The 18,570-nt window shown below is 38.2% G+C and carries 22 protein-coding genes and 1 pseudogene; 1 reads left to right on the forward strand and 22 read right to left on the reverse strand.

What is annotated here, in order from left to right; translation table 11 throughout:
• Positions 1 to 14 precede the first annotated feature (14 nt).
• The 17 genes from rpmC to cls form a co-directional block, all read right to left on the reverse strand.
• Positions 15 to 221 carry a 50S ribosomal protein L29 gene (gene rpmC, locus B4W83_RS01285; protein WP_000772919.1) on the reverse strand — a complete coding sequence of 69 codons (207 nt, stop codon included), beginning with the start codon at positions 219 to 221 and terminating at the stop codon, positions 15 to 17.
• A 9-nt stretch (positions 222 to 230) separates the two neighbouring features.
• Positions 231 to 644: a 50S ribosomal protein L16 gene (rplP, locus tag B4W83_RS01290; protein ID WP_000960946.1), complete on the reverse strand. Its 414-nt coding sequence runs from the start codon at positions 642 to 644 to the stop codon at positions 231 to 233.
• A gap of 3 nt (positions 645 to 647) precedes the next feature.
• Positions 648 to 1,301, reverse strand: a complete 654-nt coding sequence (gene rpsC / locus B4W83_RS01295) for a 30S ribosomal protein S3 (RefSeq protein WP_000529936.1) — start codon at positions 1,299 to 1,301, stop codon at positions 648 to 650.
• A 12-nt stretch (positions 1,302 to 1,313) separates the two neighbouring features.
• Positions 1,314 to 1,658, reverse strand: a complete 345-nt coding sequence (gene rplV, locus B4W83_RS01300; protein WP_000818137.1) for a 50S ribosomal protein L22 — start codon at positions 1,656 to 1,658, stop codon at positions 1,314 to 1,316.
• A gap of 11 nt (positions 1,659 to 1,669) precedes the next feature.
• Positions 1,670 to 1,951 carry a 30S ribosomal protein S19 gene (gene rpsS / locus B4W83_RS01305; protein WP_000533766.1) on the reverse strand — a complete coding sequence of 94 codons (282 nt, stop codon included), beginning with the start codon at positions 1,949 to 1,951 and terminating at the stop codon, positions 1,670 to 1,672.
• Positions 1,952 to 2,054: 103 nt separating this feature from the next.
• Positions 2,055 to 2,888 carry a 50S ribosomal protein L2 gene (gene rplB, locus B4W83_RS01310; protein WP_000512911.1) on the reverse strand — a complete coding sequence of 278 codons (834 nt, stop codon included), beginning with the start codon at positions 2,886 to 2,888 and terminating at the stop codon, positions 2,055 to 2,057.
• Between the two features lie 17 nt (positions 2,889 to 2,905).
• Entirely contained in the window at positions 2,906 to 3,202 is a 297-nt protein-coding gene (locus tag B4W83_RS01315) for a 50S ribosomal protein L23 (RefSeq protein ID WP_001055347.1), read from the reverse strand.
• Positions 3,202 to 3,825 carry a 50S ribosomal protein L4 gene (gene rplD / locus B4W83_RS01320; protein ID WP_000024552.1) on the reverse strand — a complete coding sequence of 208 codons (624 nt, stop codon included), beginning with the start codon at positions 3,823 to 3,825 and terminating at the stop codon, positions 3,202 to 3,204. The genes B4W83_RS01315 and rplD overlap by 1 nt, the downstream gene beginning before the upstream one ends.
• Before the next feature lie 24 nt (positions 3,826 to 3,849).
• The gene (rplC, locus tag B4W83_RS01325) at positions 3,850 to 4,476 is read right to left on the reverse strand and encodes a 50S ribosomal protein L3 (RefSeq protein WP_000160201.1); all 627 of its coding nucleotides are present in this window, start codon (positions 4,474 to 4,476) and stop codon (positions 3,850 to 3,852) included.
• Between the two features lie 216 nt (positions 4,477 to 4,692).
• The gene (gene rpsJ / locus B4W83_RS01330; RefSeq protein ID WP_001284513.1) at positions 4,693 to 5,001 is read right to left on the reverse strand and encodes a 30S ribosomal protein S10; all 309 of its coding nucleotides are present in this window, start codon (positions 4,999 to 5,001) and stop codon (positions 4,693 to 4,695) included.
• A 253-nt stretch (positions 5,002 to 5,254) separates the two neighbouring features.
• Positions 5,255 to 5,872: a uridine kinase family protein gene (locus B4W83_RS01335; RefSeq protein WP_000725989.1), complete on the reverse strand. Its 618-nt coding sequence runs from the start codon at positions 5,870 to 5,872 to the stop codon at positions 5,255 to 5,257.
• Positions 5,869 to 6,459 (reverse strand): anaerobic ribonucleoside-triphosphate reductase activating protein, encoded by a 591-nt coding sequence (nrdG, locus tag B4W83_RS01340; RefSeq protein WP_001064217.1) that lies wholly within the window; start codon positions 6,457 to 6,459, stop codon positions 5,869 to 5,871. Before nrdG ends, B4W83_RS01335 begins: the two co-directional genes overlap by 4 nt.
• Complete coding sequence (locus B4W83_RS01345; protein WP_000423413.1) at positions 6,452 to 6,958, reverse strand: GNAT family N-acetyltransferase; 507 nt, start codon at positions 6,956 to 6,958, stop codon at positions 6,452 to 6,454. Before B4W83_RS01345 ends, nrdG begins: the two co-directional genes overlap by 8 nt.
• Positions 6,959 to 7,001: 43 nt before the next feature.
• Positions 7,002 to 7,142: a hypothetical protein gene (locus B4W83_RS12895; RefSeq protein ID WP_000521619.1), complete on the reverse strand. Its 141-nt coding sequence runs from the start codon at positions 7,140 to 7,142 to the stop codon at positions 7,002 to 7,004.
• A gap of 11 nt (positions 7,143 to 7,153) precedes the next feature.
• A complete protein-coding gene (nrdD, locus tag B4W83_RS01355) occupies positions 7,154 to 9,361 on the reverse strand; it encodes an anaerobic ribonucleoside-triphosphate reductase (RefSeq protein ID WP_000560893.1) in 2,208 nt (735 codons plus the stop codon).
• Positions 9,362 to 9,480: 119 nt separating this feature from the next.
• Entirely contained in the window at positions 9,481 to 11,019 is a 1,539-nt protein-coding gene (locus B4W83_RS01360) for a hypothetical protein (RefSeq protein ID WP_000118114.1), read from the reverse strand.
• 255 nt (positions 11,020 to 11,274) lie between these two features.
• On the reverse strand, positions 11,275 to 12,807 hold the full coding sequence (gene cls / locus B4W83_RS01370) for a cardiolipin synthase (RefSeq protein ID WP_000877323.1): 1,533 nt from the start codon (positions 12,805 to 12,807) through the stop codon (positions 11,275 to 11,277).
• A gap of 99 nt (positions 12,808 to 12,906) precedes the next feature.
• On the opposite strand from cls, the pseudogene B4W83_RS01375 reads away from it, so the two are divergent.
• Positions 12,907 to 13,242, forward strand: a pseudogene (locus B4W83_RS01375) (transposase); the annotation flags it as partial.
• Between the two features lie 200 nt (positions 13,243 to 13,442).
• Here B4W83_RS01375 and B4W83_RS01380 read toward each other — a convergent pair.
• The 5 genes from B4W83_RS01380 to B4W83_RS01400 are packed head-to-tail and all read right to left on the reverse strand — an operon-like array spanning position 13,443 to position 18,558.
• A complete protein-coding gene (locus B4W83_RS01380) occupies positions 13,443 to 14,195 on the reverse strand; it encodes an ABC transporter permease (RefSeq protein WP_000377327.1) in 753 nt (250 codons plus the stop codon).
• Entirely contained in the window at positions 14,188 to 15,123 is a 936-nt protein-coding gene (locus B4W83_RS01385; RefSeq protein ID WP_000586367.1) for an ABC transporter ATP-binding protein, read from the reverse strand. The genes B4W83_RS01380 and B4W83_RS01385 overlap by 8 nt, the downstream gene beginning before the upstream one ends.
• A gap of 14 nt (positions 15,124 to 15,137) precedes the next feature.
• Complete coding sequence (locus tag B4W83_RS01390) at positions 15,138 to 16,367, reverse strand: insulinase family protein (RefSeq protein ID WP_000028718.1); 1,230 nt, start codon at positions 16,365 to 16,367, stop codon at positions 15,138 to 15,140.
• An 8-nt stretch (positions 16,368 to 16,375) separates the two neighbouring features.
• Complete coding sequence (locus tag B4W83_RS01395) at positions 16,376 to 17,218, reverse strand: SagB/ThcOx family dehydrogenase (RefSeq protein WP_000036613.1); 843 nt, start codon at positions 17,216 to 17,218, stop codon at positions 16,376 to 16,378.
• Positions 17,219 to 17,238: 20 nt separating this feature from the next.
• The gene (locus B4W83_RS01400; RefSeq protein WP_000876398.1) at positions 17,239 to 18,558 is read right to left on the reverse strand and encodes a YcaO-like family protein; all 1,320 of its coding nucleotides are present in this window, start codon (positions 18,556 to 18,558) and stop codon (positions 17,239 to 17,241) included.
• Positions 18,559 to 18,570: the final 12 nt, after the last annotated feature.

Below are 18,570 nucleotides of genomic sequence, written 5' to 3' on the forward strand. Positions count from 1 at the left end.
CCTTCCCTAGTCTATTATTTCGCTTCAGATTGAACTGTTTTGATACGAGCGATTTGTTTTTTAACTTCTTTCAAGCGAGCTGTTTGTTCCAATCGACCAGTAGCAGCTTGGAAACGAAGTTCAAACAATTCTTTTTTCAATTCGTTTTCGCGCTTCGCGAGTTCTTCTTGAGAAAGACCACGAAGTTCTTTAACAAATTCTTTTACTTCATTAAGTTTCATGCCTTCTCCTTATTCTGCTTCACGTTTTACGAATTTACATTTAACTGGCAATTTGTGGCTAGCAAGACGAAGCGCTTCGCGTGCGATTTCTTCAGATACACCAGCAATTTCGAACATCACTTTACCACGTTTAACTGGTGCTACCCAACCTTCAGGTGCCCCTTTACCAGATCCCATACGCACACCGATAGCTTTAGCAGTGTATGATTTGTGTGGGAAGATTTTAATCCAAACTTTACCACCACGTTTCATGTAACGAGTCATGGCGATACGAGCAGCTTCGATTTGGCGGTTAGTGATCCAGTGGCTAGTTGTAGCTTGAAGACCGTATTCACCGAATGCTACTTCTTTTCCACCTTTTGCTTCACCGCGCATTTTTCCACGGAATTCACGACGGTGTTTAACACGTTTAGGTACTAACATTGGTTATTTACCTCCTTTAGTGTTTTTGCGAGCTGGAAGAACTTCACCACGGTAAATCCATACTTTAACACCAAGTTTACCGTATGTAGTATCTGCTTCTTCCCAAGCGTAATCGATATCTGCACGAAGTGTGTGAAGTGGAACAGTTCCTTCAGAGTATCCTTCAGCACGGGCGATATCTGCACCGTTCAAGCGACCTGATACTTGAGTTTTAATTCCTTTAGCTCCAGCACGCATTGCACGTTGGATTGCTTGTTTTTGTGCACGACGGAAAGCAACACGTTGCTCCAATTGACGAGCAATTCCTTCACCTACAAGGTGAGCATCCAAATCAGGTTGTTTGATTTCGATGATGTTGATGTGTACTTGTTTTCCAGTCAATTTGTTAAGTTTTGCACGGAGTGCATCAACGTTAGCACCACCTTTACCGATAACCATACCTGGTTTAGCAGTGTGAAGTGAAACGTTAACTTTGTTTACTGCGCGTTCGATTTCGATAGTTGAAACTGCTGCGTCAGCAAGTTCTTTTTGAACGAATTTACGGATTGCAAGATCTTCATGAAGGTAATCCGCGTATTCTTTTTCAGCATACCATTTGGCATCCCAATCACGGATGATGCCGACACGCATACCAATTGGATGTACTTTTTGACCCACGATTTTACCTCCTTATTTTTCTGCAACAGCTACAGTGATGTGAGCTGTACGTTTGTTGATTGGTGAAGCTGAACCTTTCGCACGTGGACGGAAACGTTTCATAGTTGGTCCTTCGTTTGCGAATGCTTCAGAGACTACCAAGTTAGCTTTATCCAAACCAAAGTTGTTTTCAGCGTTAGCTACAGCTGAGTTCAAAACTTTCAAGATGATTTCAGCAGCTTTGTTTGGAGTGAATGTCAAGATTGCGATTGCATCGGCTACGCTTTTACCACGGATGTTATCAAGAACAAGACGTGATTTACGAGGTGAAACACGTACTGTACGAGCCATTGCTTTAGCTGAAGTAATTTCTGCCATTTATGTTCTCCTTATTTTCTACGTGTTTTCTTGTCGTCTGCAGCATGACCTTTGTAAGTACGAGTTGGTGCAAATTCACCAAGTTTGTGACCTACCATGTCTTCTTGGATGTAAACAGGTACGTGTTTACGTCCGTCATAAACTGCAATAGTGTAACCAATGAAACTTGGGAAAATCGTTGAACGACGTGACCAAGTTTTAATAACTTTTTTCTTTTCGTCGTTAGCTTGAGCTTCAACTTTTTTCATCAAATGCTCATCGACGAAAGGTCCTTTTTTAAGACTGCGTCCCATTTTTATATTTTCTCCTTTAAATGTTGTACCACAGCGGCTTGCACTCCTATGGAGCGCTACCGAGCTGGCGGATTTACTAGTTACTTAAGCGACTAGTTTAATATTATTTCTCGTTGCGACGACGAACGATAAGTTTGTCAGATTTCGCTTTCTTGTTACGAGTTTTAAGACCAAGAGCAGGTTTGCCCCATGGAGTAGATGGTGCTTTACGACCAACTGGTGCTTTACCTTCACCACCACCGTGTGGGTGATCGTTAGGGTTCATTACAGAACCACGAACTGTTGGGCGGATACCTTTCCAACGGCTACGTCCTGCTTTACCAAGGTTTACAAGTCCATGTTGTTCGTTTCCAACAACACCAACTGTAGCACGGCAAGTTCCAAGAATCATACGAACTTCACCTGATTGAAGACGAACAAGAACATATTTACCTTCAGAACCCAATACTTGAGCAGATGCACCAGCAGCACGTACCAATTCACCACCACGACCTGGTTTCAACTCGATGTTGTGGATCAAAGTACCAACTGGGATGTTAGCAAGTGGAAGAGCGTTTCCGACTTTGATATCTGCTTCTGGACCTGAAACGATACGTTGACCTACTTCAAGACCTTTTGGAGCGATGATGTATGCTTTCACACCGTCAGTGTAGTGTACAAGAGCGATGTTTGCAGAACGGTTTGGATCGTACTCGATTGTTTTAACAACTGCTTCAACGTTGTCTTTATTACGTTTGAAGTCAACCAAACGGTAAAAACGTTTGTGTCCACCACCTTGGTGACGAACTGTGATACGACCGTTGTTGTTACGACCAGCCTTGCTCTTCAATGCAACAAGCAATGATTTTTCAGGAGTGCTTGTTGTGATTTCAGCGAAATCCAAAGAAGTCATATTACGGCGACCGTTTGTTGTTGGTTTATAAACACGAATTCCCACGATATTTCCTCCTTAGATTATTCAGCTTCAGCAGCAAACAACTCGATTGCTTTAGAATCAGCTGTAAGTGTGATGATAGCTTTTTTAGTTTTGTTAGTAAAACCAGTGTAACGTCCAACACGTTTAGCTTTTGGTTTTACGTTGATTGTGTTAACATTGGCAACTTTAACACCTTCGAAAGCAGCTTCAACAGCTTGCTTGATCAAAAGTTTGTGTGCACGAGTGTCAACTTCAAATACATATTTTCCTGCTTCAAGTTGAGCCATTGAGCTTTCAGTGATGACAGGTTTTTTGATAACATCATACAAATTCATTATGCAAGAACCTCCTCGATTTTAGAGATAGCTGCTTGTGTGACAAGAAGTTTGTCGCTATTTGCGATGTCAAGAACACTTGCAGTTGTAGCAGTTGCAACTTTCACGTTTGGAAGGTTACGAGCTGAAAGAGCTGCGAATTCATTTCCTTCTTCAAGGATAACAAGAACTTTAGAATCGATGCTCAATGCTGCAAGAACTTTTGCAAATTCAGCAGTTTTTGGAGCTGTAAATTCAAGAGAATCAACGGCTACAAATTTATTTTCAGCAACTTTTTCTGAGTAAACAGATTTAAGCGCAAGGCGACGAACTTTTTGAGGAAGTTTGTACGCATAGCTACGTGGAGTTGGTCCGAAGACGATTCCACCACCACGCCATTGTGGAGAGCGGATAGAACCTTGACGAGCACGTCCAGTTCCTTTTTGACGCCATGGTTTGCGTCCGCCACCTGAAACAGCTGAGCGGTTTTTAACTGCGTGAGTTCCTTGACGAAGGCTTGCGCGTTGGCTGATGATTACATCAAACACAACTGATTCATTTGGTTCGATACCAAATACTGCATCGTTAAGAACAACTTCGCCCGCTTGTTTACCAGTTTGGTCGAATAATGTTACATTTGCCATTTTGACTGTATTCCCCTTTCCTTATTATTTACCAGCTTTAACTGCTGATTTGATAGTGATAAGAGATTTCTTAGCACCTGGTACGTTACCTTTGATAAGGATAACGTTCTTTTCTGGAACAACTTGTACAACTTCAAGGTTTTGAATTGTTACGCGGTCGCCACCCATACGTCCTGCAAGGTTTTTACCTTTGAATACGCGGTTAGGTGCAACAGGTCCCATAGAACCTGGACGACGGTGGTAACGAGAACCGTGAGCCATTGGTCCACGTGATTGTCCGTGGCGTTTGATAACACCTTGGAAACCTTTACCTTTAGAAGTACCAGTTACATCAACAACATCTCCAGCTGCGAATGTTTCAACTGTAATTTCAGCACCAACTTCCAAGCCTTCAACGTTTTTGAATTCACGAATGAAGCGCTTAGGAGCCGTGTTAGCTTTCGCTACATGTCCTTTAGCAGGTTTGTTGCTCAATACTTCGCGTTTGTCACCAAAACCAACTTGGATAGCGTTGTATCCGTCTGTTTCAACAGTTTTAACTTGAAGAACAACGTTTGGAGTTGCTTCAATAACTGTTACAGGGATCAATTCGCCAGCTTCAGTGAAGATTTGAGTCATTCCCACTTTTTTCCCTAAGATTCCTTTTGTCATGAGAAAATAGTTCCTTTTCTATATTTTTTATTCAAAAAGTTTTTAACGAGCGTTTTTTATGCTCAGGTCTAAGATACAAAGGGCGTCAAACTCAAAGTGAAAATAGGAAACTGACGCAGTGTCTAGCAGACACTAGGAAGTTTATCTTTTTCACACCGAGTTTAGCCCGTGTTCAATTAGATTGAAACACCAGCCTCTGCTCTTTTATATTTTAGATTAAAGTTTGATTTCTACGTTTACACCACTTGGAAGATCCAATTTCATCAAAGCATCAACTGTTTTTTGAGTTGGGTTAACGATATCGATCAAACGTTTGTGTGTACGCATTTCAAATTGTTCGCGAGAGTCTTTATATTTGTGAGTCGCACGAATGATTGTGTAGAGGCTACGTTCAGTTGGAAGTGGGATTGGACCCGCAACTTGTGCACCTGTACGAGTAGCTGATTCTACGATTTTTGCAGCCGCTGTATCAAGCGTACGGTGTTCGTAAGCTTTCAAACGGATACGGATTTTTTTGTTTGCCATCTTTTTCTCCTTTTCGTCTATTTAAGATAATAGGCTAGCTCCACAAGAAAACCGACGCGGTGTTGCGTGGCAATGCAACCGAGCGTGTCGCAACCTCTTGCATCAAAGCTAAAGCTGTAATTTACAGCACCATAATAGAATAACACAAAGCCCCTGCGATTGCAAGGGATTTGTTGCTGTTTTTTCGTTTTTTTACGATGAAACTGTTTTCCTATTTTTTCTTTTTAAAATTAGGGATTTTCTTCCATATAAGTTAAGTCCTCTTGACATCAAATTTACCTTCTGATTGGTCCACTAGAATGTCCGCCCTTGACTCAGTTTCTTTATAGTATCGCAGATACTGCTCCCGTCTCATCTGATGGCTAGCCAATATAAAGGATGCATCACGATTTCTCACAGTCGTATCTCTAGCAAGGCGTCGCTTTAATTCGGTCTCCTCATCCGTGTAGAAACAGATGGTTTTTTCAAAGAGTTCCTTGGGTAGAAAGCCAACAGACATCCCTTCGACAATCAAAATTGGTTTGACTCCAGACAAGACCTCACTAGCCTTCCAAGGTTCTTCAATTGTCAAGACATCCATACCCGCCTGCAAGGCAAGGATATCTCTCTGCAAACTCTCCAGTTCATGCGCCACTGGCAGACTGGCTGTCACCTTTTGATTCGGCGCGTCCTTGGGTACTACCAGATGGCGTCCTGAGGTGATATAAGGATCTGTCTCTAGCAAATTTACTGTAGTAGAATCTAAAGCTTGGTACAATTCCTGTGCAAAGGTTGATTTACCTGAAGCTCCATGACCGTATATTCCCAGTGTCCTGACTTTCCCCGTCTCGATCTCTGAGACTAGTTGGTCTACTAAGTCCTTTTTCTTCATTCTCTCTTCACCTGTTCATAGCTTTCTTTTCCGTCATTGAGCTTGTCCCAAATCACCACTTGCCCACTTTTGAGCGATTTTTGCACATCGATAATTCGTTGGTTAGACGAACCTCGAAACTGGAGCATAAGATTTCTCTTAGTTCGATCATATCTTCCATCGACAAGAATGTCAATCAGTGACAAGAGTTCCAGTTTATCTGGAGTTTCCAACATCATTTCTTCCCAAGTGTAGCCGGTCCAGGACCAAATGTCCTTGTCTGGCAATTCCTTTCGGATGCGTTTAACTAGAGGCAAGAGAATGCCAGTATTAAGAAAAGGCTCCCCTCCCAGCAAAGTCAAGCCTTGAACATAGGGTTGGGCAAGGTCTGCCATAATCTGCTCTTCTAATTCTGCTGTATAGGGAATGCCAGCATTAAAAGACCAAGTCGCAACATTATAACATCCCTCGCAGTGAAACATACAGCCTGATACATAGAGAGAGTTACGCACGCCTTCGCCATCAACAAAGTTAAAGGCCTTGTAGTCAATGATACGACCTTGACTAAGTTCCTCGCTTTTCCATTCTTGTGGTTTTGGATTATTCATTCGCTACCTCTATCCAATAACGCTCGACTCCATTGTGAGCATCCTCAAATATTCCACCATTTGCTAGAATGACTGCTCTGCTAGCAGGATTATTCACGCTACAGGTCACCAGAGCTTTCTTGATGTTCTTTTCCTTAGCAACTTGCAAGCCCTGACGGAGAGTCTCTTTTGCATAACCCTTGCCTCTTTCAGATGGACGAATGGAGTAGCCAATGTGGCCACCTTCTTCTAGTAGAAAGTTACTGAGGCGCAACCGGAGATTAAGAAATCCAACTGCTTGACCTTTCTCAGAAAAAGCCACTAACTGAATTGCAGGAACCCATCCTTCAGGCAGATTAATCCCCATTTCCTGTTCCTGATTGCTTTCTAACCAGTCTTCATACACAAAGTTCTCTGTATCCCAGAAACCGCCGTCGTGAGGCGACTGAAATTTTTCAAACTCTGTCATCATATCTAAAACAGCTTTCTTATCCGCTAATCTTGGTCTGCGTAATTCCATCCTTACCTCCCACTATGAGAAAAGCGAGAGCTGGCTCTCACTTTTATTTTTTCTTGTTCTTGTTTAAAAATTGTTCTCTGAAGCTAAGCAAGCGTTCTTTCTTACCAGCTCCACCTTTAGAGTGTTTCTCGTGATAACGGGTCACTTGTGCGCGCCCCTTATCGTCTAGTTGATATTTTCCCATTTCATTTCTTTCTAATTTGTTACTTGATGCCCAGCTATTTTAATCGTTGAACCATTCATATGTTTGACACGCGCAGCGATTTCCTTGTGACGCCCGTTGACCATCGGTCTTGCTTGAGGATTACCTAGGTAGCCACAAGTTCGCTTCACCACATCTACTGTTTTAGGATCGCTATTCCCACAGTTTGGACAAGCAAAGCCCCTCTCAGTTGGTTCAAAATCCCCTTCAAAGTCACACTTGTAGCAACGGTCAATCGGAGTATTGGTGCCTAGATAGCCTACACGGTCATAAGCATAATCCCAGACAGCTTCCAAGGCCTTTGGATTTTGCTGAAGGACTGGATACTCACAATAATGGATGAAACCACCTGACGCACCTGCTTCTGGATAGACTTTCTCAAAGTCCAATTTTTCAAACGGTGTTGGATTTTTACGAACATCGTAGTGGAAAGAGTTGGTGTAGTATTCCTTGTCTGTGATATCAGGAATAGAGCCAAACTTGTCTATATCTAGTCGGCAGAAACGGTCTGTCAGACTTTCGGATGGTGTTGAGTAGATAGAGAAATGGTAGCCATATTGGTCTGACCACTCTTCTACACGGCGTTTCATATCGTGAATGATGTCTAGCGTGAATTCCTTAGCATCTGGATTACTTTCCCAGCTGTTACCAAAGAAAACTGTCGCTACTTCATACAAGCCGATATAGCCCAGCGAAACGGTCGCACGACGATTCTTAAAGAGCTGGTCAACACTTTCTTCTTTACCTAGACGATGGCCAAAAGCACCGTACTGATAAAGGATAGGAGCATTCGCTGGTGTCGCCTCTTTAGTGCGTTCGACACGGTAAACAAGAGCATCTTCTGCGATATTCATTCGCTCGTTGAAGATTTCCCAGAACTTATTCATGTCGCCCTCAGACTCAAGAGCAATACGAGGTAGGTTAACTGTCACAACACCAAGGTTCATGCGACCTGAATTGACTTCTACACCATTTTCATCCTTCCATCCTTGAAGGAAGGAGCGGCAACCCATAGGAACCTTGAAAGAACCTGTCAACTCGATAATCTTATCGTAAGACAAGACATCTGGGTACATCCGCTTGGTTGCACACTCAAGAGCCAACTGCTTAATGTCGTAGTTGGGAGTCCCTTCTTCTAAGTTGAGTCCTCTTTTAAGCGTGAAGATAAGTTTAGGGAAGATAGCTGTGCGGTGTTCTGAACCAAGTCCCTTGATTCGGATGTTCAAGATAGCTTTTTGAATTTCCCGCTCAAAACGATTGGTTCCTAGACCAAAACCGAGCGAAGTAAAAGGTGTTTGTCCATTTGAAGTGAAGAGGGTGTTGATTTCATACTCAAGAGATTGCATGGCATCGTAGATGGCCTTTTGCGTTTTCTTCCAAGCGTAATCTTCCCGTTTTTCAGGCAAGACCCACTCTTCTGCATCTTTGAGATGTTTTTGATAGTTCTTCTCTGCATAAGGCGCCAGGATTTCATCGATACGGTCAGCTGAACAGCCACCGTACTGGCTAGAAGCAACGTTGGCGATGATTTGAGAAATCTGTGCTGTCGCAGTCTGGATAGACTTGGGACTTTCTACCTCTGCATTTCCAATCTTAAAACCATTTTCCAACATCCCCTTGAAATCAATCAAACAGCAGTTGGTCATAGGGGTATAGGGACTGTAGTCCAAATCGTGATAGTGAATATCCCCCTTTTGGTGGGCATTGCCTACGTGCTTGGGAAGCATTTGCAGTCCGATTGATTTCCCAACAATGCCTGCTGTCAAATCACGCTGGGTATTAAAGACATCGCTGTCTTTATTGGCATTTTCATTGACAACTGCCTGATCTTTATTAAGAAGCTTATGAATACTAAAGTTGATATCTGTAGCTTTTGATCGCTCAAAATCCCTCTGCGTCCGATAAGTAATATACTCCTCAGCCAGCGCATATTCTTTGGCTTCAAGGAGTTCATGTTCTACGATATTTTGAATTTCATAAATCTTCACTCCCTTTGGAAAGCGACTATGAATTTCTGTGACAATTCGCTCGGTCAGAGCATTTAGGCGCTTTTCGACCAAGGGTGTCACATCCATAACCTTGTCTGCCGCCTTGTGGAGAGCCTTGTCAATCTTGTCCACATCAAATACAACACGTCTCCCATCTCGTTTCTCGACGAAGAGAGTTGGCAAAATTGTAATTTTTTCTTCTAGTGCAATCATATGCATGCTCTTTTCTAAAATGTTCTTTCTAAAAAGTATTATACCACTCTAAAAAGAAAAATCAATATCTTGTGGTAAAAATCCTAAAATTTTTAAAAATACACAAGATATTGATTTAGTTATTTAATTTTATAGACTTTAAACTCTGAGTAATCTGTCTTTACTGGTTGGTAATTTTCTTTCAAAATTGTTTCCACTTCAGACCAGACTGGCACCTTGTCATTTACCACAATCACCTTGGGTTGTTTTTCTTTCAAGTCATTAAGTAACTTATTCCGATTTCCCTCAGTTGCTGTATAGTGCACGGGAGACAAAATCGCCGATGGCGACAAGCGCTCACTCTTACGATAAAGAGTCGTAGTATCATCCCATGCATAGATAGCATCTTCCGTATTTGTCTCCTCTTTTACCAAATCAGCAAGACGATTACGTTCTTGATAAGGTACTGGATAAAGGACAAACTTCATCAAAAAGGGAATAGACAAAAGATAGACAAGGCCTAAAACTGGCAGATATAGATTTCCTTTGAAGAAACGACTCCATAGACTAACTGGCGTTTCTCTTCGTCTTCTTCTAACACTACGCCCCCTCTGTTGACTCTTAATATTGGTTACCAATAAAAGTAGGAAAACAGGGAAGACGACCATCAAATAGGAAGCGTGCAGAGGCTCTTGTGAAAAGAAAAGCAAAATCAAACCTAAAATTGTCACAAGACTTGCAGGAACTGAAATGACGTATAGTTTAGAGGGTTTGGATTGAAAGAGACCTAAAAAGATACAAACCACAAATCCCAAACCAAGGGACAACAAGCCATAAAAAGCCATATTCTCTAAAATTTTAGAAGTGAAATCAAAGCGAATACTGTCAATAGGATAACGAATACCACTAATGGCATCCCCAAAACTTCCTGTTGCAACACTATAGTAGGTAGTGGGATAAAAGACAAGTGAAAAACCTAAAGCCACTGCAAGAAACTGATAAAACCCATGCGCAAAGCGTCTATGCCCAAGGTTAAAGACCAACAAGCCTAAACTCACTACAGCAAGAAACAGGAGCGATGACAAGGGAGCAAAGAAAAATCCGCCTGTCAAAGCCAGCCCAATCCGTACAAAGCCCTTATCATGGCTTGGATTGCTTAGGTAAGCCGCAACTAAACTAAAGGCCGCGAATAAGAAGGGAAGCGCTAAAAGAGTCGCATATCCTCCACCAAAAGCAAGACCTGTAACTAGCATGTAAAAAATAGTCACCACTTGTCCAGCTTGCTCTCCTTGCTCTGTCAAGGTGTCCGCTGATCTAAAAAGGAAAAATCCTCCTGCTACCAAGGCTAACCACTCAAAGATGGCAAAGAAAAATCCGCCCTGAGTCACGTAAGTCAGCAAATAATAAAGCAAACCTTGACTTCCATAATAGTCGCTGTAAATCTTCCCTGTCTGATGAAGCGCCCAACCTGCATAAAAATCCTGCACTTCCTGTGCACTCATTAAATCGAGTAATAGCGGTACTCCTAGAGTTATTCCTGTTACAAGCGTACTCCATAGTAAAATTTTCACCAAAGGAAGACGACTTGATTCACGATGATGCAATTCTTGTTTGATTTGGTATTCTAGAGGTTCACGATTCTCCTGATGAACTTCTTCTACTCTACCATACACACTCATATCGTTTCTCCTATTCAATTTATCTGTCTTAGTATATCAAAAAGTCCTAGGATTGTCAGCTTACGATGGCTGTTTAAGTGATTTTTTACATAGTTTCACAAAGGTTTCAATTTCCCGAAAACGGTGTAAATGTGTCTGTTTGAATGTCAGGATATAATCCAATTCTTTCTGAGTCAGCATCGTCCCTCCCTATATCTTTCTATTCGTAAAAAGCAAGAAAAAGAGGACTCGGTCATTTCCTAAGTCCTAGATTTCTTATAAGATTGGGGCGAATAACTGGGCGATTTCTTTTACAAGTTTTTGATACCAGCTCGTTTTGATAGAATGGGGATAAACTTCCTGAGAATCTGCAAATATATTTTGAAAATCTCGGGCTATTTCCATTATAGAAGGAGTTTTATAGAGTAAGACTGCATTTTCATAATGGTGTACCAAGCTCCGGTAGTCGAGATTGATTGTCCCCACCACCGCAAAATCTTCGTCTACCAACATCTGCTTACTATGAATAAAACCTGGACTATACTCATAAATTCGAACACCAGCAGAAAGAAGGTCTGGATAAGCGCCTCTTGTGACTAACTGAATGAACTTCTTATCTGGTATGTAAGGGGTGACAATCCGAACATCGACCCCTCTCATAGCAGCATTTTTGATTGTCTCCGTTAAATCATAGTCTATGATCAAATAAGGTGTCGTAATATAGACCGATTCCGTTGCTTGATTGATCAAACTCTGATAAACCTTTTTCCCTACCTGCGTTCGAAAAATTGGCTTGGGTCCACTTCCGTATGGAATGGTTAAACCGTCACTTGGGATAGAATGATTTTCTAAATGATATTGATCAAAATCACTAATCTCTCCTCGATTGATGTACCAAGTGGTTAAAAACAAGCGTGTTAGGGCTTTTACTGCTAGTCCGTCTAAGCGAATTCCACTATCCTTCCAATAACCAAATCTCTCGACATGGTTAATGTACTCATCGGCTAAGTTAATGCCTCCTGTATAAGCTATCTGACCATCAATAATCAATATTTTTCTATGATCTCTGTTATTATAGGCCACTGTCAAACGAGGAATAACTTTATTGAATTTATGGGCCTCGATGCCCAGCTGACGAAGTCGATGTGCATAATCTCCTGTTAAAGTAGCCATACAGCCAATATCGTCATAGAGCAGTTTAACTTCAATGCCTTGAGCAACTTTTTGCTCCAAGATTTCTAAAATACGATTCCACATCAAACCTTCTTCTATAATGTAATATTCCAAGAAGATAAATTTCTCAGCCTTTTTGAGATCTTCTACCATCTTTTTCCACATAGCTTCTCCGTTAGAAAAAAATGTAGAGGCAGTTTGATCATAGACATCAGCATTGGTATCCATACTCAATAAGGACTTGATGACACCATATGCCGCCTTGTCACTTTCTTTTAATTCCTCTTTTAGTAGCTGGCTATTTGCTTCTTGGAAATGCATGGAGCCTAGCTTCTTCAGTTGTTTGATTTCTTTTTTGGACAATCGCCTCTCACCAAACATCAGATAGAGCAAGGGGCCAAATACTGGCACAAAGGCTACTAACAACCAGGTTACCTTATTCTCAGGAGTCGTATTACGGTTGACTATCGAAATGATTGTGATGATACTCAGTAGAATGAGGACAGTAATCCATAAAATGGGAGCCATGCGTCCTAAATAAAGAAAGATACCAAAAACAAGACAAAGTTCAAGTAGCATAATCGAAAGACTAAAGCCATACTTGGACATCAATAATTGAAATTTTCTATATTTCATATCCCCTCCTTGATATTTTGAATGCTAAAAACAAGTAATTGATACTAGTATAACCCAGGTATTCGATAGAAGGCAAGTATTTATGATTATTTTTTAAGCGTTGCAGGACAAGTAGACGGAGAGTTTATAGCTCCCATGATTTACAAGAAAAGTATGACGAGCGACTTCTTTGTGGAGTGGTTCAAAACGCAACTCTTGCCTGCTTTGAAGACACCTCATGTCATCGTCATGGACAATGCTAGTTTTCATCCCAAGAACATCTTGGATAAACTTTGCATTCAAGATAAACACTTTTTCTTACCTCTACCGCCTTATTCACCAGATTTGAATCCTATTGAGCAAGATTGGGCTATCTTGAAGAAGAAAGCGACGGATTTATTAAGGAAAGTCCCAAATATTTTTGAAGGTTTAGAGCGCTCTTTTAAAACTAAATGACTATAAAAAGGGACAACACATCTATCATATTCTGAAAACTCACAATCTTGATGTCAGCTCCTCAACAGTCATTATTAAAACCAGTGGAACTTACCCTGACACGGAATTCCACTGGTTTTTACGATTTTTACCAGATTAACCTCCACTTGCACTAACGGTGGAATTTAGTTCGGGAATTTAGCTTTTTCGCTATGAAAATCTTACACTTCATAAGTAAAATATCTAAAGGAAATAACAAAGCATACTACAATCATAAGCACTAGATAAAACGTATAATCCCAAATATCAGATAACACAAAATCACTATAAATTAAACTACTTCTTAACATCGCAATCATGTGTGTTAGAGGATTAACTTTAACTAATGGCTGTAAAAATGTTGGCCAGACATCCGTCGGAAAAAACGCTCCTCCTAAAAATGTTGAAAGTAAATTACCTAAATTTCCAAAAACCGAAGTGTTTTTTACATTCTTAGAAAGAATACTTATAATCAAACCTATCGATGCTAAAGAAATTGAACTAAGTAAAAGAATCATAAAAAGCCATATTATATTAGGAAAACTATATTTTAAGCCTAATTTTAAAATATAATTACAAAAGAATAATACCAATAATGTTTGAAAAAACATCAAAATTATTTGAGTTATTATTAAAGAGAAAACTATCTTTGAAATTTTGACGGGAGTTACTTTTATAAATTTCAAAAATCCGTTTTCTCTATAACTTGATAACATAATAGGAAATGCTATCAAACCTGTCGAGGCATACGACATACCTAAAATACCAGGAAGGATATACGTCATATAGGACATTCCTTCCCTACTCTCAGAAGAGCCTGCCGTTCCCATCAAAATAAGCATTAATATCGGCAAAAAAGTTCCTGTAATCACTGCTTGTTTATTTCGTATTTCCATTAAAAAAAATGATTTAATAAACTTCATGATACTATCCATGTATATTTCCTCCGGTCATAATCAAAAACATATCCTCTAAATCCATTTCCGAAATAGAAATACCTCTCAACTCTTTTTTTTCTTTATTACATACCTGAGATAATATCGTAAGAGCCTTTTCATAATCATAAAAAAAAATAATCAACTCTTCATCCATAAAACGAAATTCGTTTTCACTAAAATATTTAGATATATTAGACTGAAGAAAATCTATATCTACATCAGTCAAACTGTAATCAAATATTATCTTATGAGAATACGGCAAGCCTTTGATTGCGTTCCTAACTGTATCGTCATAAACAATTTTCCCTTGATTAATTATTATTATTCTATCACACACATCAATAATTTCATTTATATAATGTGTCGTTAATAAAATTGTTTTCCCATTCTTTTTATACCCCTTTATAATATTCCAAAGTTCCTTTCTGGTTTGAATATCTAATCCTAAGGTAGGTTCATCCAAAAAGATAATTTCAGGGTTATTTATCATACTTAACGCTAAAGCGATCCTCTGTTGTTGCCCTCCTGATAAGCCAGAAATGTAACTGTTATAAGCATCCTTCAAACTTACTTTGTCTAAAAGCTCACAAATCTCTTTTTTTGATAACGAAACATTATATAAAGCACCTATAAATTCAAACAGCTCACAAATTTTTATTTTGTTAAAAAATTTGTTTGTTTGAAATTGAACTCCTATTTTCATCAATAAATCTGATGTTCTATCTTTAGAATTACTATTGAGAACAATACTTTCTCCACTATAATCTGTGTATATTCCTTGCAAGCAATTAAAAAGTGTAGTTTTCCCAGAACCATTTTTTCCTACAATTGCGACAACTTCTCCTCTATTAACACCAAATGTTATATCGGATAAGATACTTTTACTATCATAAGAATAACCTAATTTATTAACATTAATAATCATAAAACCTCCCTATTTTATTTAAGAATAGCTATCGAAAAGTTTCTACTTGATATTTTATCCAAAAAGTGTGAAATATCTTCTGATGTTATGCTATCTATCAATTCCAGCGTAGATTCTAATACTATATGACTCCGACCAATTTGGTGCTCTTTAGCTAAATAAATAAAAAATATTTTCATGCTTCCAGAATTAACTTGGCAATTAATTATATTAGTAAGCTCTGTTTTACAGGTTTCTAAATATAACTTTGTATATTTACTAAACTCGGATGACCGAAAAATCCCCAATATAAACTCATTTATTTCCGAAACATTCTTTAAGTTATCCTTTGAATCTATATACTGTACTTCAAAAATAGGCGTATCAAAATAATAATACGCTCGAGCAACTATAAAATATAAGTCTGCTAATTTTTTCCTTAAGTTATCAAATAGGAAACCACTTGTCCCATTGACCATTAGTAAACACAAAAGAGATAAAATTATTGACTCTTTTTCACACAAAGCTTCATCGAAAAGATATGATAATGAGACCATGACTCCTGGGTTACTATCAAGAACCTTGCTGTTATTCCCTGTTTTAAAATAATCAACTAAGTTGCTTTGGCAACAGATAGGGCTCTCGTCAATATTCTCTTGATTTAATAACAAACCATCTAATGTATCTTCAATAGACTTATCAGATACTTCACCCGAAAAATAAAGCTTCATATTACTTGGAAGAAAGAGGTTACCCCTAGTTTTTAGAACATCTTCTAATGTTATGTTGGTTAAGTTTTTTCCTAAAATATCAATATTTAACTCTTTTGACCAGATTAAACCATTCAATTCATCTTGATAAACTTTTAACCGATCAAATTTTCTTGAAATCTTTTCTTTATGAATGATACGCTTCTCTTTGAAAAGTTCAACTTCAGAAATTGATCCAAGTATTAAGTATTCAAAAATTTCCCGAAAATTATCAGCAATCTTCCCTAAAGGTGAAACTAGATAGATGTACATACTATCCAAACCAGTCCTCATTTCTAGCTTGATATTTTTTTGGGATAAAAAATCAGAAAAATATATACCCTTATAAGAAATATTAGAAATCAAATGTTCCGTTAAATGCACAACTCCATGAAAATCTTTTTTTTCATTCATAGCACCAATATTGAACCATATTAATAGTTCGTCTAAATTTGTTCCTCTAACTTTAAAAATATCTATGTTATTAGACTCTGATTGACAAAAAGTTATTGACATTAAATCACCTAACTTTCATCTTTATGACCAATGAAGAACTCATAAACGATTCCTTCTGTAACACCATCAATATTAAGTAAGCTATTAATTTCATCGTCAAAAAATCCTCCTATAGCTAACGCACCAATATCAATACTCTCAGCAGATAAATAAATATTTTGTCCTAAATGCCCTGCATCTAAATGTACAAACCTATATGAACGTTCTCCATATTTATAAGATAATCTTGGAAAAACTGCAGTAATAAATATTACACACGCTGATTGTTTCGCAATACTAGAATAAGATGTAAACTCAGATAAATCAAGTTCCCCTTTTTGCAAAACAGATAGGTTATGTTCTGAAGGGTTATAATGATAAATCCCCTTCTCTAACCCCTCAATCTTATTAGCATAAAAATATATTTCTAGGGGATATAATCCCCCCGCAGAAGGAGAAGTTCTCAACTCTTGATAATATTCTTTTTCTAAATTTTCAAGTGTTCCACTAATTCCATAACTAGAATTTAAAATATAACTTACCTCACTTAAAGTTAAACTTTTTGACGAAAATTTACGAATACTTCTTCTGGAAAATAAAACCTTTCTAAATCCCTCAGTTTGTTTTTCATAATCAGTAAAATCAGAAGGTAAATTTATCTTAGGATGGGTTACAAATGAATGTGATGAATTTACCGCTCCTTCAATGAAAACAGGGTTAGAGATAATTTGAGAGATATTTTTCCCTAAAATTTTTTCTCTTAGAGTATTTAATTTAGTTATTTCATGAAATGTTTGAAAATCATATTTTTTTGTAACGCAATTTTCAAATGCATTTTTAGATAGTATCTCAATTGAAGATATTTTACTCATAATAACGGTACTCCTTATGATTACGGAAATGGATGAGGAATTTTATTAAACTCTTCTACTGATTTGGGTCTATTTAAAAGTCCCAATGTTACCGGAACATCATGTAGGCGTTTTCCCCCAATTCTAGGATATAAATGGTCATTTGTAATTTCTATAAAACCAGGTATTACTACTTTATATACTCTATAATCTAAATTATAGACATCACTTGTTGTTAAGTTCTTATAAAAAATATCATACCCTAAATTTGAAATTTTTTCATATAAAATTTTAAGCTGCTCATCGTATGTTAAAGTTTTCTCCTCTTGAATTTTCACAGTATAATCTTGATTAAGCAGAAAATCAAAATGTGGCTTCATCGATTTCTGGGTAAATAGCATAACTCGACTATGGAAGTCTCGAATATCAGAAAAATCATCACTGTATTGTTCCTTACTTCCCCGAACAAAATCTTCTTTCCAGCTAATACGGCCTTGCGATAACTCTATAAAAGTTTTTATTACTGCCTCTTTTAATGTTAGTCTAGTCGCTGCTGCAATTAAAATTCCTCCTCGCTCATCCTCTAGAATCCCTAAAACACTAGGAATTTTTGTATCAAGTGTCATATCAATTAAAGTATATTTACAGCCAGGTATTTCAAATCTTTCTTTATATAATTGGTAAACTTCTTCATTGGATGTTATATCAATTTTAGGCAGGGAAAGTTCGTTATACCATAGAATACTAAAAGCATCACGCTCAACTACTTCAAAAATCCCTTTAACAATAGCCTCCTCATCATTAGAAGCACATGACAACCCCGTTGAAATAGGATACCAAATCAACTTCTCATCTTCATTTGGATAATATGGCAAATAGGTAACTGCTGCTGGAATTAAGTAATCTTCGTTCTTTCCTAACCTTTTGCAAAAAGTCCAATTGACTATTGTTGATTCATCAAAAATACTAAAAGGAAAATTTGATTCTAGATACTGATGTTTGTTATAAAAAGCAAATTTTTTCGGAGAAATGCAGCGATATTTATTTAATAATTCTTTATACGAGCCAAGCACTAAATCCGAAGGTTGTATAAACGCCGAGCAATATCTTTCTACAGTTTCTCCTATTGCAGCATTAGCTGCAGACTCAAACGTAAGACCAGCACCACTATTAAAAGATGTTGAAGTCTCAATTCCCATTCTTGAAAAGTTTTGAGCAATAGCTGCTACAAGAAATACCCTAGCATCATCATGTTCAGGCAACCAATAAAATAAATCTTTTACAATACCTAATTTATTGTTAACAAGTCTATTAGATGCCAAAGGATAGATACTTGTCAAATTGGTCGATAAATACTTCATAATCTTGCCTTT

This window comes from Streptococcus pseudopneumoniae ATCC BAA-960 = CCUG 49455 (assembly GCF_002087075.1).
GTDB classification, from domain to species: domain Bacteria; phylum Bacillota; class Bacilli; order Lactobacillales; family Streptococcaceae; genus Streptococcus; species Streptococcus pseudopneumoniae.

Excerpts from the sequence above, each read along its gene's own strand:
- cls (WP_000877323.1), bottom strand. The coding sequence starts at position 12,807 with ATGAAATATAGAAAATTTCAATTATTGATGTCCAAGTATGGCTTTAGT.
- rpsJ (WP_001284513.1), bottom strand. The coding sequence starts at position 5,001 with ATGGCAAACAAAAAAATCCGTATCCGTTTGAAAGCTTACGAACACCGT.
- B4W83_RS01385 (WP_000586367.1), bottom strand. The coding sequence starts at position 15,123 with ATGATTATTAATGTTAATAAATTAGGTTATTCTTATGATAGTAAAAGT.
- B4W83_RS01315 (WP_001055347.1), bottom strand. The coding sequence starts at position 3,202 with ATGAATTTGTATGATGTTATCAAAAAACCTGTCATCACTGAAAGCTCA.
- nrdG (WP_001064217.1), bottom strand. The coding sequence starts at position 6,459 with ATGAATAATCCAAAACCACAAGAATGGAAAAGCGAGGAACTTAGTCAA.
- rplV (WP_000818137.1), bottom strand. The coding sequence starts at position 1,658 with ATGGCAGAAATTACTTCAGCTAAAGCAATGGCTCGTACAGTACGTGTT.
- B4W83_RS01380 (WP_000377327.1), bottom strand. The coding sequence starts at position 14,195 with ATGGATAGTATCATGAAGTTTATTAAATCATTTTTTTTAATGGAAATA.
- B4W83_RS12895 (WP_000521619.1), bottom strand. The coding sequence starts at position 7,142 with ATGGGAAAATATCAACTAGACGATAAGGGGCGCGCACAAGTGACCCGT.
- B4W83_RS01345 (WP_000423413.1), bottom strand. The coding sequence starts at position 6,958 with ATGGAATTACGCAGACCAAGATTAGCGGATAAGAAAGCTGTTTTAGAT.
- nrdD (WP_000560893.1), bottom strand. The coding sequence starts at position 9,361 with ATGATTGCACTAGAAGAAAAAATTACAATTTTGCCAACTCTCTTCGTC.
- rpmC (WP_000772919.1), bottom strand. The coding sequence starts at position 221 with ATGAAACTTAATGAAGTAAAAGAATTTGTTAAAGAACTTCGTGGTCTT.
- rplC (WP_000160201.1), bottom strand. The coding sequence starts at position 4,476 with ATGACAAAAGGAATCTTAGGGAAAAAAGTGGGAATGACTCAAATCTTC.
- rpsS (WP_000533766.1), bottom strand. The coding sequence starts at position 1,951 with ATGGGACGCAGTCTTAAAAAAGGACCTTTCGTCGATGAGCATTTGATG.
- B4W83_RS01390 (WP_000028718.1), bottom strand. The coding sequence starts at position 16,367 with ATGTCAATAACTTTTTGTCAATCAGAGTCTAATAACATAGATATTTTT.
- rplP (WP_000960946.1), bottom strand. The coding sequence starts at position 644 with ATGTTAGTACCTAAACGTGTTAAACACCGTCGTGAATTCCGTGGAAAA.
- B4W83_RS01395 (WP_000036613.1), bottom strand. The coding sequence starts at position 17,218 with ATGAGTAAAATATCTTCAATTGAGATACTATCTAAAAATGCATTTGAA.
- B4W83_RS01335 (WP_000725989.1), bottom strand. The coding sequence starts at position 5,872 with ATGAAGAAAAAGGACTTAGTAGACCAACTAGTCTCAGAGATCGAGACG.
- B4W83_RS01400 (WP_000876398.1), bottom strand. The coding sequence starts at position 18,558 with ATGAAGTATTTATCGACCAATTTGACAAGTATCTATCCTTTGGCATCT.
- rplD (WP_000024552.1), bottom strand. The coding sequence starts at position 3,825 with ATGGCAAATGTAACATTATTCGACCAAACTGGTAAACAAGCGGGCGAA.
- B4W83_RS01360 (WP_000118114.1), bottom strand. The coding sequence starts at position 11,019 with ATGAGTGTGTATGGTAGAGTAGAAGAAGTTCATCAGGAGAATCGTGAA.